The sequence below is a fragment of the Vibrio sp. VGrn 2 genome, from assembly GCF_009361695.1.
Classification (GTDB): Bacteria; Pseudomonadota; Gammaproteobacteria; order Enterobacterales; family Vibrionaceae; genus Vibrio; species Vibrio diabolicus.
In genome coordinates this window covers 35,602-57,800 of the sequence record NZ_RBWD01000003.1, presented here as the reverse complement: position 1 = coordinate 57,800, position 22,199 = coordinate 35,602, and the positions used below count along the sequence as shown (strand labels likewise).

General features: G+C 45.4%; 21 protein-coding genes. 1 reads left to right on the top strand and 20 read right to left on the bottom strand.

Going from position 1 to position 22,199, the window contains the following annotated elements:
* Positions 1–74 precede the first annotated feature (74 nt).
* Together guaA and guaB are read right to left on the bottom strand one after the other, a co-directional pair.
* Complete coding sequence (guaA, locus tag D8S93_RS06725) at positions 75–1,628, bottom strand: glutamine-hydrolyzing GMP synthase (RefSeq protein WP_152812566.1); 1,554 nt, start codon at positions 1,626–1,628, stop codon at positions 75–77.
* 99 nt (positions 1,629–1,727) lie between these two features.
* Complete coding sequence (gene guaB, locus D8S93_RS06720) at positions 1,728–3,194, bottom strand: IMP dehydrogenase (RefSeq protein WP_005391524.1); 1,467 nt, start codon at positions 3,192–3,194, stop codon at positions 1,728–1,730.
* A 231-nt stretch (positions 3,195–3,425) separates the two neighbouring features.
* Between guaB and xseA the strand changes: the two genes are divergently transcribed.
* Entirely contained in the window at positions 3,426–4,757 is a 1,332-nt protein-coding gene (gene xseA, locus D8S93_RS06715) for an exodeoxyribonuclease VII large subunit (protein WP_104974451.1), read from the top strand.
* Positions 4,758–4,770: 13 nt separating this feature from the next.
* Here xseA and D8S93_RS06710 read toward each other — a convergent pair whose 3' ends face one another.
* The 18 genes from D8S93_RS06710 to D8S93_RS06625 all read right to left on the bottom strand — a co-directional run bounded on the left by D8S93_RS06710 (position 4,771) and on the right by D8S93_RS06625 (position 22,177).
* Entirely contained in the window at positions 4,771–4,995 is a 225-nt protein-coding gene (locus D8S93_RS06710; protein WP_047010185.1) for a zinc ribbon domain-containing protein, read from the bottom strand.
* Positions 4,996–5,304: 309 nt separating this feature from the next.
* Positions 5,305–6,180, bottom strand: a complete 876-nt coding sequence (locus D8S93_RS06705; RefSeq protein WP_152812561.1) for an alanyl-tRNA editing protein — start codon at positions 6,178–6,180, stop codon at positions 5,305–5,307.
* Positions 6,181–6,239: 59 nt separating this feature from the next.
* Entirely contained in the window at positions 6,240–7,736 is a 1,497-nt protein-coding gene (der, locus tag D8S93_RS06700; RefSeq protein WP_005391527.1) for a ribosome biogenesis GTPase Der, read from the bottom strand.
* 167 nt (positions 7,737–7,903) lie between these two features.
* Positions 7,904–9,064: an outer membrane protein assembly factor BamB gene (bamB, locus tag D8S93_RS06695; protein ID WP_152812559.1), complete on the bottom strand. Its 1,161-nt coding sequence runs from the start codon at positions 9,062–9,064 to the stop codon at positions 7,904–7,906.
* A gap of 12 nt (positions 9,065–9,076) precedes the next feature.
* Entirely contained in the window at positions 9,077–9,691 is a 615-nt protein-coding gene (locus D8S93_RS06690) for a YfgM family protein (RefSeq protein WP_005391529.1), read from the bottom strand.
* A gap of 126 nt (positions 9,692–9,817) precedes the next feature.
* Entirely contained in the window at positions 9,818–11,086 is a 1,269-nt protein-coding gene (gene hisS / locus D8S93_RS06685) for a histidine--tRNA ligase (protein ID WP_319802969.1), read from the bottom strand.
* 26 nt (positions 11,087–11,112) lie between these two features.
* Positions 11,113–12,231 (bottom strand): flavodoxin-dependent (E)-4-hydroxy-3-methylbut-2-enyl-diphosphate synthase, encoded by a 1,119-nt coding sequence (gene ispG / locus D8S93_RS06680; RefSeq protein ID WP_005391537.1) that lies wholly within the window; start codon positions 12,229–12,231, stop codon positions 11,113–11,115.
* Between the two features lie 6 nt (positions 12,232–12,237).
* Positions 12,238–13,188 carry a cytoskeleton protein RodZ gene (rodZ, locus tag D8S93_RS06675; protein ID WP_046874337.1) on the bottom strand — a complete coding sequence of 317 codons (951 nt, stop codon included), beginning with the start codon at positions 13,186–13,188 and terminating at the stop codon, positions 12,238–12,240.
* Positions 13,189–13,623: 435 nt separating this feature from the next.
* Positions 13,624–14,751 carry a bifunctional tRNA (adenosine(37)-C2)-methyltransferase TrmG/ribosomal RNA large subunit methyltransferase RlmN gene (locus D8S93_RS06670; RefSeq protein ID WP_005391540.1) on the bottom strand — a complete coding sequence of 376 codons (1,128 nt, stop codon included), beginning with the start codon at positions 14,749–14,751 and terminating at the stop codon, positions 13,624–13,626.
* Between the two features lie 378 nt (positions 14,752–15,129).
* Positions 15,130–15,555 carry a nucleoside-diphosphate kinase gene (gene ndk / locus D8S93_RS06665; protein ID WP_104971308.1) on the bottom strand — a complete coding sequence of 142 codons (426 nt, stop codon included), beginning with the start codon at positions 15,553–15,555 and terminating at the stop codon, positions 15,130–15,132.
* A 94-nt stretch (positions 15,556–15,649) separates the two neighbouring features.
* Positions 15,650–16,948 carry an aminopeptidase PepB gene (pepB, locus tag D8S93_RS06660; RefSeq protein ID WP_005391544.1) on the bottom strand — a complete coding sequence of 433 codons (1,299 nt, stop codon included), beginning with the start codon at positions 16,946–16,948 and terminating at the stop codon, positions 15,650–15,652.
* A gap of 161 nt (positions 16,949–17,109) precedes the next feature.
* Entirely contained in the window at positions 17,110–17,304 is a 195-nt protein-coding gene (iscX, locus tag D8S93_RS06655; protein WP_005391546.1) for a Fe-S cluster assembly protein IscX, read from the bottom strand.
* Between the two features lie 44 nt (positions 17,305–17,348).
* Positions 17,349–17,687 (bottom strand): ISC system 2Fe-2S type ferredoxin, encoded by a 339-nt coding sequence (gene fdx, locus D8S93_RS06650; protein ID WP_005391548.1) that lies wholly within the window; start codon positions 17,685–17,687, stop codon positions 17,349–17,351.
* A 13-nt stretch (positions 17,688–17,700) separates the two neighbouring features.
* Complete coding sequence (gene hscA, locus D8S93_RS06645; RefSeq protein WP_152812557.1) at positions 17,701–19,554, bottom strand: Fe-S protein assembly chaperone HscA; 1,854 nt, start codon at positions 19,552–19,554, stop codon at positions 17,701–17,703.
* Between the two features lie 21 nt (positions 19,555–19,575).
* Entirely contained in the window at positions 19,576–20,091 is a 516-nt protein-coding gene (gene hscB / locus D8S93_RS06640) for a co-chaperone HscB (protein ID WP_012842113.1), read from the bottom strand.
* A 55-nt stretch (positions 20,092–20,146) separates the two neighbouring features.
* On the bottom strand, positions 20,147–20,470 hold the full coding sequence (gene iscA, locus D8S93_RS06635; protein ID WP_005391554.1) for an iron-sulfur cluster assembly protein IscA: 324 nt from the start codon (positions 20,468–20,470) through the stop codon (positions 20,147–20,149).
* Positions 20,471–20,540: 70 nt separating this feature from the next.
* Positions 20,541–20,924, bottom strand: coding sequence for a Fe-S cluster assembly scaffold IscU (gene iscU, locus D8S93_RS06630; protein ID WP_005381718.1), 384 nt, complete (start codon positions 20,922–20,924; stop codon positions 20,541–20,543).
* A gap of 38 nt (positions 20,925–20,962) precedes the next feature.
* Positions 20,963–22,177: an IscS subfamily cysteine desulfurase gene (locus D8S93_RS06625; protein WP_005391556.1), complete on the bottom strand. Its 1,215-nt coding sequence runs from the start codon at positions 22,175–22,177 to the stop codon at positions 20,963–20,965.
* Between the last annotated feature and the right edge of the window lie 22 nt (positions 22,178–22,199).

Genomic DNA, 22,199 nt, shown 5'->3' with positions numbered 1-22,199 from the left:
AAAAAAAGTCCGCAATTACGCGGACTTAAGTATGATTTAGTGCCTGTTAATGCCAGACCTTTCTTAAAGGAAGATTATTCCCACTCGATAGTAGCTGGTGGCTTACCTGAAATGTCATAAACAACACGAGAAATGCCATCAACTTCGTTGATAATACGGTTAGATACCTTACCTAGGAAGTCGTATGGTAGATGCGCCCAGTGTGCCGTCATAAAGTCGATGGTTTCTACTGCACGCAGTGATACAACCCAGTCGTATTTACGGCCATCACCCATTACACCTACAGAGCGAACAGGTAGGAATACCGTGAACGCTTGAGATACTTTGTCATAAAGGTCTGCAGCGTGAAGCTCTTCAATGAATATAGCATCAGCACGACGTAGCAAGTCACAGTATTCTTTCTTGATTTCACCAAGAACACGAACACCTAGACCTGGACCTGGGAATGGGTGGCGGTAAAGCATGTTATAAGGCAGGCCTAGCTCTAGACCAATCTTACGTACTTCATCTTTGAACAGCTCACGTAGTGGCTCAACAAGACCCATTTCCATTTCATCTGGTAGACCGCCCACATTGTGGTGTGATTTGATCACGTGCGCTTTACCAGTCTTAGATGCCGCAGACTCGATTACGTCTGGGTAGATGGTACCTTGCGCTAGCCATTTTGCATTTTTTAGCTTTTTCGACTCTTCATCGAATACATCTACGAATACGTGGCCGATTATCTTACGCTTCTCTTCTGGGTCAGACTTGCCTTTCAGTGCTTCAAGGAAACGATCTTCTGCATCAACTTTGATGATGTTTAGGCCGAACTTATCGCCAAACATATCCATCACTTGTTGACCTTCGTTTAAACGAAGTAGACCGTTATCGACAAATACACACGTTAGCTTGTCGCCAATTGCGCGGTGCACCAGCATCGCAACAACAGATGAATCCACACCACCAGATAAGCCTAGGATAACTTCGTCGTCACCCACTTGCTCTTTAATGCGAGCAACCGCGTCTTCGATGATAGATTCCGATGTCCATAGACGCTCACAGCCACATACGCCAAGAACAAAGTTCTCAAGCATTTGTAGGCCACCTTTTGTGTGTGTCACTTCTGGGTGGAACTGAACGCCGTAGTATTTCTTCTCTTCGTTCGCCATCGCAGCGTAAGGACAAGTGTCTGTCTCACCAACTTTTACGAAATCGGCTGGGATCTCTACTACTTTGTCGCCGTGGCTCATCCAAACGTCTTGAGTTGCTTCAAGATCTTTAAATAAGGCACATTCACCAGAAACTTTAACCTGAGCGTAGCCAAACTCACGTTCGTTAGAGCCTGCTACTTTGCCACCTAGTTGTTCCGCCATAGTTTGCATGCCGTAACATACGCCAAGTAAAGGAACACCAGAATCAAACACATATTGAGGCGCGCGTGGAGAGTTCTCTTCCGTTACGCTTTCTGGACCGCCAGATAGGATAATGCCATCTGGGTTGAATTCGCGAATATCCGCTTCTTCTACATCCCAGCTCCATAGTTCACAGTAAACGCCGATTTCACGTACGCGGCGTGCTACTAATTGAGTGTACTGAGAACCGAAGTCCAAGATCAGAATACGTTGGTCATGGATATTTTTAGTCATTTTGAGCAGTCTTTTTAAGGCTAAGTGATTAAAACCGAGGCGAGTGTACTCGCCTCTTCTTAATGCTTCAAGGAAAAAGCAAACGTTTCCGTTAGGTAATTAGTTCCCTAGACGGTAGTTCGGTGCTTCCTTAGTAATTTGAACATCGTGTACATGAGACTCTTGCATACCAGCACCAGAGATACGTACAAATTCAGCTTTCGTACGCATATCTTCGATAGTTGCAGAACCAGTTAGACCCATGCTTGAACGTAGACCACCCATTTGTTGGTGTACGATCTCTTTTAGACGGCCTTTGTATGCGATACGACCTTCGATACCTTCTGGTACTAGCTTGTCCGCTGCGTTGTCAGACTGGAAGTAACGGTCAGAAGAACCTTGAGACATTGCACCAAGAGAACCCATGCCACGGTAAGACTTGTAAGAACGGCCGTTGTATAGAATCACTTCACCCGGCGCTTCTTCAGTACCTGCAAACATAGAACCAACCATCACACATGATGCGCCCGCTACGATTGCTTTACAGATGTCACCTGAGAAACGGATACCACCGTCAGCGATAACTGGAATACCATAATCATTAGCCACTTCTGCCGCATCTGCGATTGCAGTGATTTGTGGAACCCCCACACCCGTTACAATACGAGTTGTACAGATAGAACCAGGGCCGATACCAACTTTCACTGCGCTTACGCCAGCTTCGATTAGTGCTTTAGCACCAGCACCTGTTGCTACGTTACCACCGATGATGTCTAGATCTGGGTAAGCTGCACGTGTTTCACGAATGCGGCTTAGAACACCTTCAGAATGACCGTGTGAAGAGTCGATAAGTAGAACGTCAACGCCAGCTTCAACTAGTGCAGCAACTCGCTCTTCGTTACCAGCACCAGCACCAACTGCTGCGCCAACACGTAGGCGACCACGCTCATCTTTACATGCGTTTGGTTTACGTTCTGCTTTGTGGAAGTCTTTCGCAGTAATCATACCGGTTAGTTGGAACTCATCATTCACAACCAATACTTTCTCTACGCGAGCTTCGTGCATTTTCTCTTGCACTTCTTCTCGTGTTGCACCTTCTTTAACTGCTGCCAACTTCTCTTTTGGCGTCATTACTGAAGATACTTTCTTAGAAAGGTCCGTCACAAAACGAACGTCACGACCAGTGATAATACCAACAAGCTCATTGCTCTCAGTGACAACAGGGAAACCTGCAAAACCATGCTTTTCAGTGAGCGCAACAACATCAGCGATGGTCGCGTCAGGGTTTACAGTAACCGCGTCAGTTACCATACCAGCTTCGAACTTCTTAACTTTACGAACTTCGGCTGCCTGCTGCTCAATAGACATGTTCTTGTGGATAAAGCCAATGCCACCCTCTTGCGCTAGCGCGATCGCTAGACGAGCTTCAGTAACAGTGTCCATAGACGCTGAAATCATTGGGATGTTTAGGGTGATGTTCTTAGTTAGCTGAGTGCGAAGATCAGCTGTGTTTGGGAGAACGGTGGAGTGTGCTGGCACAAGTAGTACGTCATCGAATGTCAGCGCTTCTTTGGCAATTCTTAGCATTTGCAATATCTCACAATTAGAGGAGTAAAAAGAACAATCCAATCTCATCGTTTCGCATAATGAGGGTAACCTGTGTTAGCAACAAGCTACATTTGGATTAGATATTGCGGAGGGATTATACGGTTAACGCAATCGCTTGACCACAAATTTTTTAATTTTTTTCTTGCAATTACCCCCTTGCTATGTATTATATTGCCGCTAATTTCCATACTCACGTCTAAGAGATTAGCTGTGCTCTCCAAGACCAATCAAAACATCTTTACTGTTTCTCGTCTCAACGCAGAAGTTCGTTTACTCCTTGAAAACGAAATGGGGATCGTTTGGCTCGTCGGAGAGATATCCAACTTTTCAGCTCCAGTCTCTGGTCACTGGTACCTCACTCTTAAAGACTCTCGCGCTCAAGTTAAATGTGCCATGTTTCGTGGTAACAATCGCCGCGTTACTTTCAAGCCCGCTAACGGTAATCAAGTCCTAGTAAAAGCTCGTCTTTCTCTTTATGAGCCTCGCGGTGACTACCAATTGATCATCGAAAGCATGCAACCGGAAGGTGACGGCCGTCTTCAGCAAGAGTTTGAAGAGCTGAAAATGAAGCTTGCCGCAGAAGGGTTGTTCGCTCAAACCAATAAGCAACCTTTGCCTGAACACCCAAAACGTGTTGGCGTCATCACATCGAAAACTGGTGCCGCGCTTTACGATATCTTAGACGTATTGAAACGTCGTGATCCTTCCCTACCCGTTGTGATTTATCCGACAGTGGTACAAGGTGAAGATGCAGCCATTCAAATCGCACAAGCCATTGGTCGCGCTAACAGCCGTGATGAATGTGATGTGCTAATTGTGGGCCGAGGTGGTGGTTCATTAGAAGACTTATGGTGCTTTAACAACGAGATATTAGCTCGCACGATTGCAGCAAGCCAAATTCCTATTATTAGCGCCGTTGGACATGAAGTCGACGTGACAATAGCAGATTTTGTCGCCGACGTACGCGCACCTACTCCATCAGCGGCCGCTGAGCTAGTAAGTCGTGATAACAGCCACAAAGATCAAGCTTTAGTTACCCGCCAGCATAAGTTAGCGAGCGCGATGCGTTACTACCTAGCACAGCAAAAGCAGCAATCTGCGCAATTAATGCACCGTCTAGAGAGACAGCACCCAAGCTATCGCTTGCAACGCCAGACTCAACAGTTAGATGATTTGGACATGCGCTTACAGCGAGCGATGAGTCGTTTTATTGCCTTGCGTCAACAGCGAATCGAGCGTCAACATTATCGGCTGCAATTGAACTCTCCTGTAACACGCCTTAGCGAGCAGAAGTCGAAGCTAGAACGTGTTGAGCAAAAGCTCATGGATGCAATGGATCGCAAGTTACTGACTATGCGCCATCAACTCGCGATTGCTGCAGAGAAGTTAGACACCGTCAGCCCGCTAGCGACATTGAAACGAGGTTACTCAATTACTCAAACTGAGCAAGGTAAAGTGATTACTCAATCTTCAGATGTAAAATCGGGAGATGTATTGATTACTCGATTAGCCGAAGGCGACGTTCGTTCTACCGTTAACTGAATACAAACTCTGGTTAAGTGACTTTCTGGAACTCAAATCGGACACGTGATTTTGATTTGAGTTCATTACACACATTACAAAAGTAACTCGCAGCACCGCATGCTTGCAGCTTCTCTAGCTCCGCCTCACAATCAGGGCAAAAACCTACTTTTTTAAAATCCGATTCACACTGTGCACAATGGTATTGTCCTGTCCATTCCAGTTCGACATTGCAAGTCGGGCAAATGTTCTGCTGCATATCCCGTTCCTCTCTCTAAACTAAGCAATTTCGATTAACGCATGCTACTCAAAATAACGAACAAGTATGTTGATCTTCATCACCGCCCCAACAAGTTTCACGAGGCGCTAACCATACTTGATAAGTAGGATCTTATACTGATCGTCTGATATTTACTCCTTGATCAGCGATCACCCCTTAAAAGAATATTTATATAACCACACACCGAAAGCATAAGTTACATATTCTGCATTCCGATTTAATACAGAATAAAAATCCTTAAGTTAATTTAATTAAACACAAAATCAGAATTTAATAAAAAGATCTTATTCAGAAAGCAGCATTTACATTGGTGTGCATTTCGATAGTTTGAGCGTCAAGCTCAACGAGTTTAACTTGGATAAAAGCAAACTCATTTAAATGGCTCGCATGCGTTCCACCACAAGGGATTACCGCTAATTGACCTTCCCCTAAATCGCACTTCCAATAGCGAGAATCAGTTAATCTATCGCCGTGGCATTCCATGGTGATCATCGCATCTCTTTGAAGCCATTCAACCAGTTGGCCATTCACTTTTTCTGCAATCGCCTGGAGGTCATTCAGCATATCTGCACTGTTTAATCCTCTTTTACGGAGTGTTTTGCCTAAACGGTACGTATCGAGGCACTTGTCTGGAGTAACATAACTCGTAACTTGTGCATAGCTATTAAAGTCATAATAACCATGTGGGTCTTTGCGGTCTGCGTCTTTTCGCCAATAGTCTTCCGCTAGTACTTTATTCAACGCCAAATACGCTAAGTGTCCTGCACTATGGCCTCGGCTCAAAGCGTGTTGGTAATCCTTATCTACCGCCAATATCACCAAATCATCAGTAACAAGTGATTCCGTACGCGCTAAAAAATGCACGACGACAAACACCCAACCTTCAGCATCACGCTTTACAGGGATGTCACTACCCACATACAGCGCACCACTTTTCTGCTCCACTGCTCCAACTTGGCAATCTACCACGTCATGCTCAGCCCCATTCACCTTCAACGTTCCTTTGTCTGCAGGGTGATCCGGCCATATGTGACTAACGGGATGGAACGGCGTGACATCTGTAATAACGTAGGTCACTTCTTCCGTAGATTGAACGAGCTGTATTTGTGCTTCTAATTGCCATGTTTGATGACAAAAACGAGTCTTTGTTGCTGTGATAGTCATTTTTACGATTACTTTTGATAAAAAAATACCCAAGTAGAAACTTGGGTATTCGAATTTCATTATTTATTGCGGTTTTTCACCATCGACATCATACGCTTACGTTTACGCTCTTGTGATAGCGTAAGCTTATTCGTACGGTTCTCGTATGGGTTATCACTGTTGTGGAAGTTAATGCGAATCGGTGTTCCCATAATTTCCAGAGACTTACGGAAGTAGTTCATTAGATAACGTTTATACGAATCTGGCAATTCACGAACCATGTTACCGTGGATAACAACGATCGGTGGGTTGTAACCACCTGCGTGTGCGTATTTGAGTTTGATACGACGACCACGAACCATTGGCGGTTGGTGATCATCCACTGCCATCTTCATGATACGCGTCAGTACTGACGTACCCACACGCGTTGTCGCCGAGTTATATGCTTCTTGGATAGATTCAAACAAGTGACCAACGCCAGTACCGTGCAGCGCAGAGATAAAGTGGATACGCGCGAAATCGACGAATCCTAGACGGCGGTCCAGTTCTTTCTTCACGCTTTCTTTCACGTCACTGTCTAGGCCATCCCACTTGTTAACGGCGATGACAATTGAGCGGCCAGCATTCAGTGCAAAACCAAGCAAGCTTAGGTCTTGGTCTGAAATATTTTCACGTGCATCAATCACCAGTAGAACGACGTTTGCATCTTCTACCGCTTTCAGCGTCTTAACAACAGAGAACTTTTCAACCGTTTCATTGATACGACCACGGCGACGAACACCTGCGGTATCAATTAGTACGTATTCGCGTCCATCACGCTCCATCGGGATGTAGATAGAATCACGCGTCGTACCAGGCATATCGTATACAACCACACGTTCTTCACCCAGAATACGGTTAGTCAGTGTCGATTTACCTACGTTAGGACGACCGATGATCGCCAACTTAATCGGCTGCTCTTGAAGGCGCTTGAATTCAGCTTCTGCGTCTTCTTCAGTGTAATCTTCAACAAGAGGCTCTTCGTCTTCGAATCCAGTCAGGTCTTCAATCTCACCTTCTTCAGATTCACTTGTTAGTAGATCATCAAAGAATGGAGATAAAGCACGCTCAAGCAGAGCGGTCACACCACGGCCATGAGCGGCCGCAATCTGGTACATATCATCCACGCCGAGCTGCCAAAAATCAGCACACGCCGCATCGGCATCAATACCATCTATTTTGTTTACCACCAGCATCGCTGGCTTTTCAATTTTACGCAGATGCGCAGCAATTGCTGCATCTGAAGGTGTCAGACCAGCACGACCGTCAACAAGGAACAATACAACATCAGCCTCATCAATCGCGGCTAATGACTGTTCTGCCATCTTTGTTTCCACGCCTTCTTCTGTGCCATCAATACCGCCGGTATCAATCACAATGAATTCGTGCTCTTCACCAAGTCTCGCCTGGCCATACTTACGGTCTCGCGTTAGGCCTGGAAAGTCCGCAACCAACGCGTCACGAGTGCGAGTCAATCGGTTAAATAGTGTAGATTTACCTACGTTCGGACGCCCTACTAGAGCTACAACAGGTACCATAACAACCTCTACAATAATCTTTCTTCTGTAGTTATAGGTAACGACTTGCTCGATGCCAAATCAAACCAGCTTTTTACCTATAACCACGTCAGGGTTAATAAATTCAAACAACAAAACGGCTCCTAGCTGTCACCAGCCAGGAGCCGAATGTGAATTATATCACGATATTATTCGTTAATGGTTAGTTTCTTTACATCGCCGTTGCGAGTTGTAATCACATAACCATCCGACAATAACGTCGGGCCAACGGCCAAGCCGCTATCATCGATAAACTGCTGCGCAACAAATTCGCCCGTTGAACGATCCATCCAGTGAAGGTAACCAAGCGTGTCACCGACAACGAGATAATTGCCGACAATAACTGGCGCTGTAAGTTGTCGGTGCTCAAGCAAGCTGTTTTCCCACAACTCAGTCCCACTTCGTGAATCAACGGCAACAACATGATCTTTTTCCGTTATCACAAAGATGCGGCTACCATCTGTAGAAATGTCTGTTGCAGATGAGTAATTGCGCTTCCAAATCGGGTTCGCTGAACGCAAATCAATGGCGATAAGTTGACCATTGTATCCAATGGTGAAAAGAGTACCGCCTAGCACAATTGGCGATGAATCAACATCAACCAAACGATCAATTTCTGTCGCGCCTTTTGGCGTACCAACAGGCTGTTGCCAAATCAGCTGACCACGCTCAACGATAGCAGCTGCGAGTCGGCCATTTGCCGTTCCCCAAAATACACCGCCGCCAATTGCAGTCGGAGTACTGTCACCACGTAAAGTTAGGTTCGGCACTTCTGTACTCAATGCCCAGCGTTGCTCACCTGTACTCTCATTAAGGGCAATCAACATGCCTCGGCTCGTATTGATGATAATAAGGCCTGAATCTGCAACTGGCTTCGCCAGTACCTCACCACCAACTTTTACACGCCAAACAATTTCACCTGTTTCTTGGTCAAGAGAGATGACTTCACCATTCTCAGAGCCAATGTAAAGGTTTCCGTATGCTGCTGTGATACCACCAGAGAGACGAGCAATGACATCTTCTTCTAGGTCCGTTTGCCAACGTTGTTTACCGTTTTCAGGATCCAGCGCTTTTACTAAGCCATCGCGACTTGCCACGAACAATGTATCATTCGCAAATACAGGGGATAGCTTTGAAAAGTAATGACCAACACCATCGCCAACCGATGTACTCCACTCACTACTGGTTGTAAACTCACTGTCTACCTGAGGTAGCGGCGCCATTACAATGGTATCTTTCTCACCAGCACAACCGGCAAGCACTCCCATTGTTAACACCCCTAACAAGGCTTTGTTAAAGACTCTTTTCATCCAATGCGGTCCTTATTTCGCCAGATCGTCCAATTTCATTTGTAGCGTCGGGCTTGCGTCTGCCGCTTGCTGAGCTTCAGTATACGCAGCGTATGCGGCATCTTTGTCACCTTGGCGAATCGCAATATCGCCACGAAGTTCAGCAATACGACCTGTCCATGCTGCATCAGTGACGTTACTTAGCTCTGCCGTTGCAGCGTCGAAGTTACCCATTTCCGTTTCAATGCGCGCAATGCGGTAACTAATCAATGGTAACAGCGCAGCATCTTGAGTGTTGCTTTGCGCCCACTTCAATTGCTCTAATGCAGCAGAAAGATCTTGAGCTTCAACTTGCGCTTTAGCAAGTTGAAGCGCAGCCAATACTGAATATTCTTTTACTTCATTTGACTCAATGAAAGCTTTCACGTCAGCTTGAGCATCAGTACCTTTATCTTGCAATGCATTCATTGCTGTCGTGTAGCTTTGAGAAGCTGCTTCACTCGCCTGAATCACAGAATCCTGGTAGTAACGCCAGCCAAATAGACCACCTAAGCCAACAACCGCACCGATGATGACGGCTTTGCCGTTTTCCTTCCACCAGTCTTTAATGGCTTCAACTTGTTGTTCTTCAGTATCGTAAAGTTCCACTTCCTGTCCTCTTAAAACATGTAAATGGCAGCTTAGCTGCCATTGTTCCTATTTCGTTTAAAGGCTCCACATTTGGGAGCCTTAGCTTACGAACTAGGATGTAATTTTGTTAGATTACTAAAAGACTTAAATCAGTGCTGCGATCTTTTCTGCAACTTCTGCTTGGTTGTAAGTCTCTTGCTCACCACCGGCCAAGTCTTTCAGCACTACGGTATTATCCGCAACTTCGTTTTCACCCAGAACTAATGCTATAACAGCACCAACTTTGTCTGCACGTTTAAACTGTTTCTTGAAGTTACTGCCACCGAAGTGATTCATCACACGAACGCCAGGGATAGATTCACGAAGCTGCTCTGCTAGCTTCATTCCTGCCATCATAGTGCCTTCGCCTGCTGTTACTACGTAAACATCCACACTGCGACGAACGTCTGTTAGTTCTAGTGTTTCTAGCATCAGAACAAGACGCTCTAGGCCCATTGCAAAGCCAACTGCTGGTGTTGGTTTACCACCTAATTGCTCTACAAGACCATCGTAACGACCACCGCCACAAACGGTGCCTTGAGCACCTAGGCTTTCAGTGATCCATTCAAATACCGTGCGGTTATAGTAATCCAGACCACGAACTAGACGTTCGTTAACTGTGTATTCGATACCTGCGGCGTCTAAAAGTTCACATAGACCTGCGAAGTGTGCTTTAGATTCTTCACCTAAGTAATCTGAAAGTCGAGGTGCATCACCTAAAATAGCTTGAACATCAGGGTTCTTCGTATCCAGAACACGCAGTGGGTTCGTGTGCATGCGACGCTTACAATCTTCGTCTAGCACATCAATATGTTGCTCAAGGAATGCAACCAGTGCAGTGCGGTAGTCTGCGCGATCTTCTTGAGAACCGATAGAGTTCAGCTCAAGACGAACATGTTCATTGATACCTAGCTCACGCCATAGTCGCGCCGTCATCATGATAAGCTCTGCATCAACATCTGGACCATTTAGACCAAACACCTCAACACCACACTGGTGGAATTGACGGTAACGACCTTTCTGCGGACGTTCATGGCGGAACATAGGCCCCATGTACCACAGACGCTGTTCATCACGGTTGATCAGGCTGTTTTGAATACATGAACGTACACAACCCGCCGTACCTTCTGGTCGAAGTGTTAGGCTGTCTCCGTTACGGTCATCAAAGGTGTACATTTCTTTTGAAACGACGTCTGTCTCTTCACCAACAGCGCGGCTGAATAGGTTTGTTTCTTCAACGATTGGCATGCGCACTTCGTTATAACCGTATGCGCTAATTACATTTTTCACTGTGTTTTCTAGTTTTTGCCACAGTGGCGACTGAGTTGGGAGGCAATCGTTCATGCCTCGAATTGCTTGAATTGTTTTTGCCACAATACTTACCGTAATTCTCGTTGAGATTAATCTTGTACTTTAACTTCGATGCGGTTTTCGCCATTCATCATGGCGGCTTTCGCACGGATCTTAGCTTCTAGCTGATTCACAAGGTCATCGTTATCAAAGCGTTCTTTCTGGCGTTTACCATCTTCGTAGAATGCGCTCTTCTTGTTACTGCCAGCTAGACCTAAGTGAGAAACTTCTGCTTCACCAGGGCCGTTTACCACACAACCGATGATAGACACATCCATTGGCGTGATGATGTCTTCTAAACGCTGCTCAAGTGCGTTCACTGTGCCAATCACATCAAACTCTTGACGCGAGCAACTTGGGCAAGCAATAAAGTTGATGCCTCGAGAGCGAATACGCAGAGATTTAAGAATGTCGAAACCGACTTTGATTTCTTCAACTGGATCGGCAGCCAAAGAGATACGCAGCGTATCGCCGATCCCTTCAGACAACAGCATACCTAAGCCAACAGATGACTTAACAGCGCCAGCGCGAGCACCGCCCGCTTCTGTAATCCCCAAGTGAAGAGGCTGATCGATTTTCTTCGCTAGCAGACGGTATGAATCCACCGCAAGGAATACGTCTGAAGCTTTCACGCTAACTTTAAATTGGTCAAAGTTAAGACGATCGAGATGATCTACGTGACGCATCGCCGATTCAACCAAAGCTTCTGGCGTTGGTTCACCGTATTTCATCTGTAAATCTTTTTCCAAAGATCCACCGTTGACACCAATACGGATTGGGATGTTTTTATCGCGAGCACAGTCAACAACAGCGCGAATGCGCTCTTCATTGCCAATGTTACCTGGGTTGATGCGTAAACAGTCAACACCGTACTCCGCTACTTTCAGCGCGATACGATAGTCGAAATGAATATCAGCCACTAATGGTACAGAAACTTGCTGTTTAATCAGTTTGAAAGCTTCTGCTGCGTCCATGGTAGGTACAGAAACTCGAACGATATCTGCACCGACTTTTTCTAGTGCTCGGATTTGAGCGACTGTCGCTTCTACGTCAGTCGTGCGAGTGTTAGTCATTGACTGTACGGCAATTGGCGCACCATCACCAATTGGCACATCACCCACATAAATACGCGTCGATTTACGACGAATAATTGGAGATTCGTGTTGCATAATTTTTTATAACGGTAGAGTGAATCTAGCTACTTTGCCTGAAGTATACCCAGAAAGGTCGACAGGTTCACTTGCAAATGTCATTGTAACCCCTTCCGGTGCGCCTAATATCACTTTAAACGGCGCTTTTCCGGTAAGTTCTACATCTTGTCCTGGTTTATGAGTACCACTTACCAGCGTTTTACCATTGGTGTCTTTTACTTGAATCCAACAGTCCGCTTTAAACTTCATAGTAAGAAGTGTCATGCCTTCAGGTACGACTGGCGCAGGCTGTTCCTCTTCCGCAGTTTCAATCACGGCAACAGGTTCTTCAGAATCTACGCTTGTTGTATTTTCAGTTTCAGCAAGCAGAGGATCGCTACCCTGCTCGACTGGTACTTCACTCGTTTCAACAACATCATTACTTGTTGAAACAACTTCTTCAGGAGTACTTGCGATTAACTCCTCAGCCGTCATTAAATCGATATCAGCTAACTCTTGCGCTGTGGGCTTCGGCGCTTCAACACTTGAATCCGTAACTTCCTTCGTTAGGCTATTCTCTTGCTGGTTTTGCCACCACCAAGCTGCAGAAATACCAATAATGACCAACCCGATAACCCAAGTCAGAAGCATAATACGGCTATTGTGCTTCTCATCTTTTGTTTTGCGAGAGAAGCTCTGCATTTCAATTTCTTGCTCTTGCGGCTGCACATCTGCTGTCTGCTCTAACGCAGTCAAAACCATCTTTTCATCAAGGCCCACGAACTTCGCGTAAGAACGCAAGTAACCACGCGTAAATGTCGCAACTTGTTGAGACTCAAATCGGTTATTTTCAATATCTTCAATAACAGAAACGCGAAGCCTCAGGCGATCAGCAACTTGCTTTTGACTCATCCCAAGAGATTCGCGTTTGTTTTTCAGTAATGTGCCAGCTTCAATAGAAAGTGGCACTTCATTCGTATTTTCGTGTTCTGTCATAATGGTGGTATTTAATCTGTTTTAGTGGCTAACGTGGTTATGTATTTTCGTTATTGTTCTTAAGCCTCTTTAAAAGATAGCTAGCCTAAACGCGTTAACCAAAATAATAATTTTAAGAAACTCTCAGCGATTTGAGTGTGAATACCCGTTTTGCAAAAATCAGCAAAGCGTATGTGAGAAAATGCTGAGAATTATCGGTGTCATCGTTAATGTCACATATCATGATAAGCGAATGTGTAACGAAGACAAAAACTCTTTACACTCAAACTAACAGATAGCTCAAGCTTTTGTCCAAACTTTGACAAAGGAATTCGAAATTATACCCAAATAACCTCGAGTTGGAGAGTTGTCGTCATAAATCTTGGCAGAAATGCTCTTATCGCTAAACAAAATAGCCAGAGCAAATGGCTCTGGCTATTTTTGAATTCCGGTCGTTTATACCGCTTTTACTTCAATGGTATCAGCACCGCGCGACGCTTTTAACATTGCAGTACGTTTAGTTCGGTCAATCACATCACCGACTAACTGACCACACGCTGCATCAATGTCATCGCCACGAGTCTTACGAACCGTTACTGTATGCTCATATTGCATCAATGTTTTTTGGAAGCGATCGATACGTGAGTTACTTGGTTTCTTGTAAGGTGAACCAGGATACGGGTTAAACGGAATCAAGTTAATCTTACATGGTGTGTCTTTCATCAGCTCAGCCAGTTCACGAGCATGGTCCATGTCATCATTCACATGATCAAGAAGTACGTACTCAACCGTTACCTTACCGCGGTTTGCATTCGATGAAGCGATGTAACGACGAACTGATGCTAGGAAATCTTGAATATCCCAACGATCGTTAATTGGCATGATTTCACTACGCAACTTATCGTTTGGCGCATGAAGGGAAATTGCCAACGCGACATCGATTTTGCCTGTCATCTGATCAAGACCAGAAACCACACCTGATGTAGATACAGTCACACGACGTTTTGACAAACCAAAGCCAAGATCGTCCAGCATTAGTTCTAATGCCGGGATCAAGTTCTTCATGTTTAGAAGCGGTTCACCCATCCCCATCATCACGACGTTAGTAATTGGGCGGCGACCTGTTTCTTTCTCAAGACCAATTTCACGTGCAGCACGCCACACCTGACCGATGATCTCTGAAACTTTCAAGTTACGGTTAAAGCCTTGCTGTGCGGTTGAGCAGAACTTACATTCCAACGCACAACCTACTTGAGAAGACACACAAAGCGTTGCACGATCATCTTCTGGAATGTAAACCGTCTCTACATCCTGATCACCAACGTTCATCGCCCACTTGATCGTACCATCAGAAGAGTGCTGAGCTTCTGCGACTGTTGGTGCCTTGATTTCGCACTTGTGTAAAAGCTTTTCGCGCAGCTTCTTGTTAATATTTGTCATTTTTTCGAAGTCATCTACACCGAAATGGTAGATCCACTTCATAACCTGATCGGCACGAAACGCTTTCTCGCCGAGTTCTTCTGCGAAAAACTGACGCATGCCTTTGCGATCAAAGTCGAGTAGATTGATTTTTTCAGTGGTCATGTTGCCTCTCAATGACTGAAACAAGAATAAGGGCGCGAATTGTACAGCCTTTATGCAGCTACAACAAGGGGTGTAAAACCCTGAGTTTGCTAAGGCATTAAAATCAAAATGATTAAATTTTAAGCACCTCTTGCGCTATAAGTGGCTATTACACTATCAAAAGTAAAAGCGTAGAAATCGTAAAGGGAAAAGACTAAAAATAACTCACGTTACTGGGCTTTAAAGCCCATTATATAGTCAGACTAGTTCGCATATAAGAGATCACTTATGCAGTCAACATTGCCACTCAACTTAGGTATATGAAATGAAAAAGCCTCGGAAAGTTCCGAGGCTTTTCTGTATCAGACCATCACTAACAAGTGAAGTATCACCCCCTAATTAGCGAGAGAAAACCTCTGACTCAGGGAAGAAAAACTCAATTTCACGCGCTGCAGATTCAGGGCTATCGGAACCATGAACTGAATTGTGACGCATGCTAAGTGCGTAATCGGCACGAAGCGTACCGCATGCCGCTTCCTCTGGGTTAGTTTTACCCATCAGTTCACGGTAACGTGCAATCGCATTTTCACCTTCCAGTACCTGAACCATAATAGGACCAGATGTCATGAACTCTTTTAGTGGAGGGAAAAACTCTTTGCCTTCATGCTCTGCATAAAAACCGCTTGCCTGATCTTCAGTCAGGAGAACCATTTTAGCAGCGACAATACGTAGGCCTGCCTTTTCAATACGGTTATAGATTTCACCAATTAGGTTTCGCTCTACCGCATCCGGCTTAATGATTGAAAATGTTCTTTCTAGAGCCATAAAATTTCCTTTCTGTACTTGTAATAATAGTTGTGTTTTTAAAGTGACTTACTGGGTAAGAGCAGCACTCAAACAAGGAGTGCTGCAATCAATCTTATTTACCAGCTTGCTCATTGAGGAAACGAGCAAGTGTACGAACGCCCATACCCGTAGCTCCCGCAGCCCATTTATCAGACGCGGCTTTACGGTATGTACCCGCACAGTCGAAGTGCAACCAGCCTTTTTTGTAGTCTTCTACGAAGTAAGACAAGAATGCTGCTGCTGTGCTTGCACCCGGAGAGTAGTCGCCAGAACTGATATTCGATAGGTCAGCAAAGTTTGACGGCAGCATTCCACGGTGGAAGTCAGCAAGTGGTAGCGGCCATAAACCTTCTTTTTCTTGGTTTGCCGCAGTGAGCGCTTGATGCGATAACTCGTCATCGAAACTCATTAGTGCGTGGTAATCATTACCCAACGCATTCTTCGCCGCACCTGTTAGTGTTGCACAATCAATGATTAACTCAGGTTTTTGTTCACTGGCGTAGATAAGGCCATCAGCAAGCACTAAACGACCTTCTGCATCGGTGTTCATGATTTCAACGGTTTTACCGTTTTTGTAGGTGATGATGTCGCCAAGCTTGAGTGCGCGACCAGAAACCATGTTCTCTGCACAACAAAGGATCAGTTTTACACGCTTGTTCAAACCACGAAGAATCGCCAGTGCAAGACCACCGGTGATGGTGCCTGAGCCACCCATGTCTGCTTTCATTGCGCTCATGAAGTTAGAAGGCTTCAAGCTGTAACCCCCCGAATCAAAGGTGATACCTTTACCGACAAGACACGCGAATATTGGTGCGTTCTCGTCACCTGTCGGGTTGTAGTCTAGCTGGAGCATCGCAGAAGTACGCTCCGAACCACGGCCTACGGCGTAAATGCCTTCCCAACCTTCTGCCAACAAGTCTTTGTCTTTGACGATACGAGCTGTCACTGTGCCTTTAGGCGCAACAGATTTGATGAATTCAGCGGCCATTGTCGCTAGCTGACGAGGGGCAACTTCTTCTGCGGTTTTATTGATGATATCGCGGGTAAAATCAGTCGCAGTAATACGCGCTTGAAGCTCTGCTTGATCTTCTTCAGACAATGCAGACCACTCAACCGAGCCATGTTTTTTTGGGTTACGATAACCTTGGTGGAAAGCCCAAACGCTCTCTAAATCCCAGTTATCACCGGAAAGAAAAATAGAACGAATTCCTTGGCCATCTAGCTGACGAGCTGCACGTTGAATTGCACCAAGATCGTGACCTTCACCTAAATGAATGGTTGCGCCGTTTTCAGCGAATGAAAGCAGTGCTTTTTCACCCCAATGTGGTGCTGCCGACTCTTGACTTAAAAATACAGACATCTGTGTAGACATGGTTTCTCCTTGTCTTATAGCAGCGTTGCCTACGCTGCTTCTTTTTAATAACTCACGGATGTTAGCATTATGTAGGGCAAAAATGTCAATTGGATAAAAAAACGGACCTAAAGGTCCGCTTTTTTTAGTAAGAATTGTTAACTAGGCTGTGTTTTACAGACTTAGTCTGCTTCATCCATCCAGCACATAATAACGGCTTCCAGAATCTTTTCGTTACAATGGTTTGGGTCATCTTCAAACTCATCTAACTCCATGATCCATTGATGAAGATCGGTAAAACGCACCGTTTGCGGATCAACATCTGGAAACTTGTCACAAAGTTCAATCGCGATATCGCGAGAATCTGTCCATTTCATTGCTCATCTTCCTTTTGCTTCTTCCCTATATTGGGAAGATAGTTTTAGTGATCTTCTGAAGCGTGGTTTAGCGTGTACTTAGGAATTTCTACCACTAAGTCTTCATCAGCAATTTTCGCCTGACACCCTAGACGTGATTCAGGCTCTAGACCCCACGCTTTATCCAGCATGTCGTCTTCCAGCTCTTCACTTTCTTCTAGCGAATCAAAACCTTCACGGATGATCACGTGGCAGGTGGTACAAGCACATGATTTTTCACACGCATGTTCAATACCGATACCATTTTTTAGCGCTACGTCCAGAACGGTTTCACCAGTGTTTGCTTCCAACACTGCGCCTTCTGGGCACAAATCGTCGTGTGGTAATACAATAATCTTAGGCATAACTACTTATCTCTTATATATCGTCTACTGATTGACCTGACAGCGCAGCTCGAATCGATTTATCCATACGGCGCGATGCGAAATCTTGGCTCGCTTTATCGGTATCTTTAATGCCTTGCTCAATCGCATCTGCATCATCACCATTACGCAGCTCAATCAAGGCTTCGATGGCTTTTATCAGGTCTTGTTTCTCTTGTTCTGATAGTAGTTCGTCACCATCAGCTTGCATGGCTGCAATCAAGCCTTCTATCACACGGTCGGCCTCAACACGCTGCTCAGCTAGCGCACGAGCTTGCATGTCTTCTTTAGCGTGAGTCATTGAATCACGCAGCATAGCCGCCACTTCATTATCGCTTAACCCGTAAGAAGGTTTTACTTGAATCTCTGACTGAACACCGGTGCTCTTTTCCATTGCCGTAACAGAAAGAAGACCGTCAGCGTCAACTTGGTAAGTCACACGAATATGTGCCGCACCCGCCGCCATCGGTGGAATGCCTTTCAATGAGAAACGAGCCAGTGAACGACAATCATCAACCATTTCACGCTCACCTTGTACCACATGGACACTCATGGCCGTTTGGCCATCTTTGAATGTGGTAAATTCTTGCGCACGCGCAACAGGAATTGTGGTATTGCGAGGAATGATCTTCTCAACCAAACCACCCATGGTTTCAATACCAAGCGACAGTGGGATCACGTCAAGAAGTAACATTTCTGAATCAGGCTTGTTACCCGCTAGAATGTCGGCTTGGATACCCGCGCCGATTGCGACAACTTCATCAGGATTAATGCTTGTTAGCGGTGTGCGGCCAAAAAACTCGCCTACCATTTCACGAACCAGCAATGTGCGTGTTGAACCACCAACCATGACAACTTCGAGTACTTCGTCTGCGTTAACATCAGCATCTTTTAATGCACGACGACAAGACATTAGTGTTTTCTTCACTAATGGGCGAATCAGATCTTCGAACTGCTCACGAGTAACGGTGCCCTTCCAGCCAAACACGTCAACGTCAACGCTGTCTTGCTCAGAGAAAGCAATCTTAGTCGCAGTAGCAATGTTCAGTAGCGTACGGTTTTTTTCAGCAGAAAGTGGGGCTTCGAGACCCGCTTGCTCCATTAGGTAATCCGCTAACAGATGGTCAAAGTCATCACCGCCTAACGCAGAGTCACCACCTGTTGCTAATACTTCAAATACGCCTTTCGACAAACGTAGGATAGAGATATCAAATGTACCGCCACCTAGGTCATAAACCGCAATCACCCCTTCTTGGCCTGAGTCTAGACCATAAGCAATTGCCGCGGCAGTTGGTTCGTTCAGAAGACGGAGCACATGAAGGCCAGCTAATTTCGCGGCATCTTTCGTACCTGCACGCTGAGCATCATCAAAGTAAGCAGGAACAGTGATCACAACACCCGCTAACTCACCACCTAACGTTTCTTCTGCTCGCTTACCTAGCGCTTTTAGAATGTCCGCAGATACTTCAATCGGGTTTTTGTCACCTTGAGGCGTTTGCAGGATCGGAAGACCATTTTCACTCTCTCTAAAACGATAAGGAAGTGAAGAGTAACGGGACTGAATGTCCTTTAATGAACGACCGATCAAACGTTTTACAGAGATAATAGTGTTCTCTGGTTCAAGCTCTGCTTTGGCTTTGGCTTCGTGGCCAACCGTTAACGTTTCCTCAGTGTAATTAACGACTGAAGGTAAAATAGTACGGCCCTGCTCGTCCGCAAGTGGAGTTGCATCGCCGCTACGTACAGAAGCAACCAAAGAGTTGGTAGTACCTAAGTCGATACCCGCTGCTAACTTATGCTCATGAGGTGCCGAGCTTTGGCCCGGTTCTGCGATTTGAAGTAGTGCCATGATAGGTCCTTGTCACGCTAACTAGCCGAGGAGTTTGTCTTCGACTAGTTCAATTTCGTTCTTTAGTTTGGCAATGAATTTTAGCTTACGAACTCGGTCTGCGGCTTCAGCCCAAAGACCATCATCAAGCTCTTGCTCGACGCTTGCCAGATGCTGTTTGTACATTTTGCTGACCTTAGAATCGAAGTCAAAAAGCGCCGATTCAGGATCGGTGCTGTCAGCAATTTCTTCCAGTTCTTCGCGCAGCTCCATTTGCTCCATTAAGAACATTGGATCTTGCATTGTCTGCTGTTCACCTCGGATCTCAACTCCCTGCTCTGCGAGAATGTACTCGGCACGGGAGATAGGATTTTTCAGAACTTGATAGGCATCGTTGATTTGCGCTGCCTTTTGCACCGCCATCAAACGGTCACGTTCAGATCCCGTTGCAAAGTTATCCGGGTGGAAGCGTTTTTGTAGTTCTCGGAACTGAGAAGAAAGAAGGCTACCATCCAGCTTAAACTGACTTGGTAGCCCAAATAATTCAAAGTGATTCATTAAGTTCGGGTCCTAGTAAAGCCTTCCGGACTCGCTTGCCCAGAAGGACAATCAATTAGACGTTGAAGCTTTCACCACAACCACATTCACTTTTCGCGTTAGGGTTGTTGAATTCAAAACCTTCATTCAACCCTTCTTTCACGTAATCCAATTCGGTACCGTCTAGGTACACTAAGCTTTTTTTGTCGATGATGATTTTCACTCCAGAGAGTTCAAAAACTTCATCTTCTTCGTTAAGCTCATCAACAAACTCAAGTACATATGCCATGCCTGAACAACCAGTCGTCTTCACTCCAAGACGTAAACCGATACCTTTGCCTCGGTTATCTAGGAATGCTCTTACGCGACTTGCCGCTGATTCTGTCATTGTGATGGCCATACTGCACCTTAGTCTGTCTAAATTTCGATTGGAATGGGAGCGTCAAAGCTCCCATTATATTACGGAATAATTATTCTTGGTGTTTTTTCTTGTAGTCTGCAACCGCTGCTTTGATTGCATCTTCAGCAAGAATTGAACAGTGAACTTTCACTGGTGGAAGCTCTAGCTCTTCAGCAATTTCAGAGTTTTTAATTGCTGCTGCTTCATCAACTGACTTGCCTTTTACCCACTCAGTTACTAGTGAGCTTGATGCGATTGCACTACCACAACCGTATGTTTTGAACTTCGCATCTTCGATGATACCTTCAGGTGTCACTTTGATTTGAAGCTTCATTACGTCACCACAAGCTGGAGCGCCAACCATGCCGCTACCTACTGATGGGTCTTCTTTATCGAATGAACCAACGTTACGTGGGTTCTCGTAGTGATCAATTACTTTTTCGCTGTATGCCATGATAAATTACCTCGAATCCTCTATTTCAATCCCTGAGATTAATGGTGAGCCCATTCAACAGTGCTCAAATCAATCCCTTCTTTGTACATATCCCATAGAGGAGACATGTCGCGTAGCTTAGTCACTGCAACGCGGATTTGTTCAATTGCGTAATCAATTTCTTCTTCAGTCGTGAAACGACCAAACGAGAAACGAACCGAGCTGTGAGCCAATTCATCATCCATGCCTAGGGCACGAAGAACGTAAGAAGGCTCAAGACTTGCAGACGTACAAGCACTACCAGAAGATACCGCTAGATCTTTAAGCGACATTAGTAGTGATTCACCTTCTACGAATGCGAAGCTGATGTTTAGGTTGTGTGGTACACGTTGCTCAAGGTCACCGTTTACCGTCACTGCTTCTAAGTCTTTCACGCCATCAAAAAGACGGTTACGAAGCGCTAAAGCGTGATCGTAATCTTTTTGCATGTCTTCTTTTGCAATGCGGAATGCTTCACCCATACCAACGATTTGGTGGGTAGGAAGTGTACCAGAGCGGAAACCACGCTCATGGCCGCCACCGTGCATTTGCGCTTCAAGACGAATACGAGGCTTACGACGAACGTAAAGTGCACCGATGCCTTTAGGGCCATAAACTTTGTGAGCAGAAAGCGAAATTAGGTCAACTTTCATCTCTTGAACGTCGATTGGTAATTTACCTGCAGATTGCGCTGCATCCACGTGGAAAACAATTTTACGCTCACGACACAATTCGCCGATCGCAGTAATGTCTTGAACCACACCAATCTCGTTGTTTACGTGCATAATAGACACAAGCACTGTGTCATCACGCATTGCCGCTTTAAGCTTCTCTAGATCGATCAAGCCATTTGATTCTGGCTCAAGGTAAGTCACTTCAAAGCCTTCACGCTCAAGTTGACGACATGGGTCAAGAACGGCTTTGTGCTCTGTTTTACAAGTGATTACGTGCTTGCCTTTCTTCGAGTAAAAGTGCGCTGCACCTTTAATAGCAAGGTTGTCTGATTCTGTCGCACCAGATGTAAATACGATTTCGCGAGGATCTGCATTTAGAAGGTCAGCAATTTGCTCACGAGCAGTATCGACCGCTTCTTCTGCCTGCCAGCCGTAACGGTGCGAACGCGACGCTGGGTTGCCAAATGTGCCATCCATTGTCATGTACTGAACCATTTTTTCAGCAACACGTGGATCAACTGGACATGTAGCGGAATAATCAAGATAAATCGGCAGTTTCATTCTCTACTCCAATGTAAAAAGC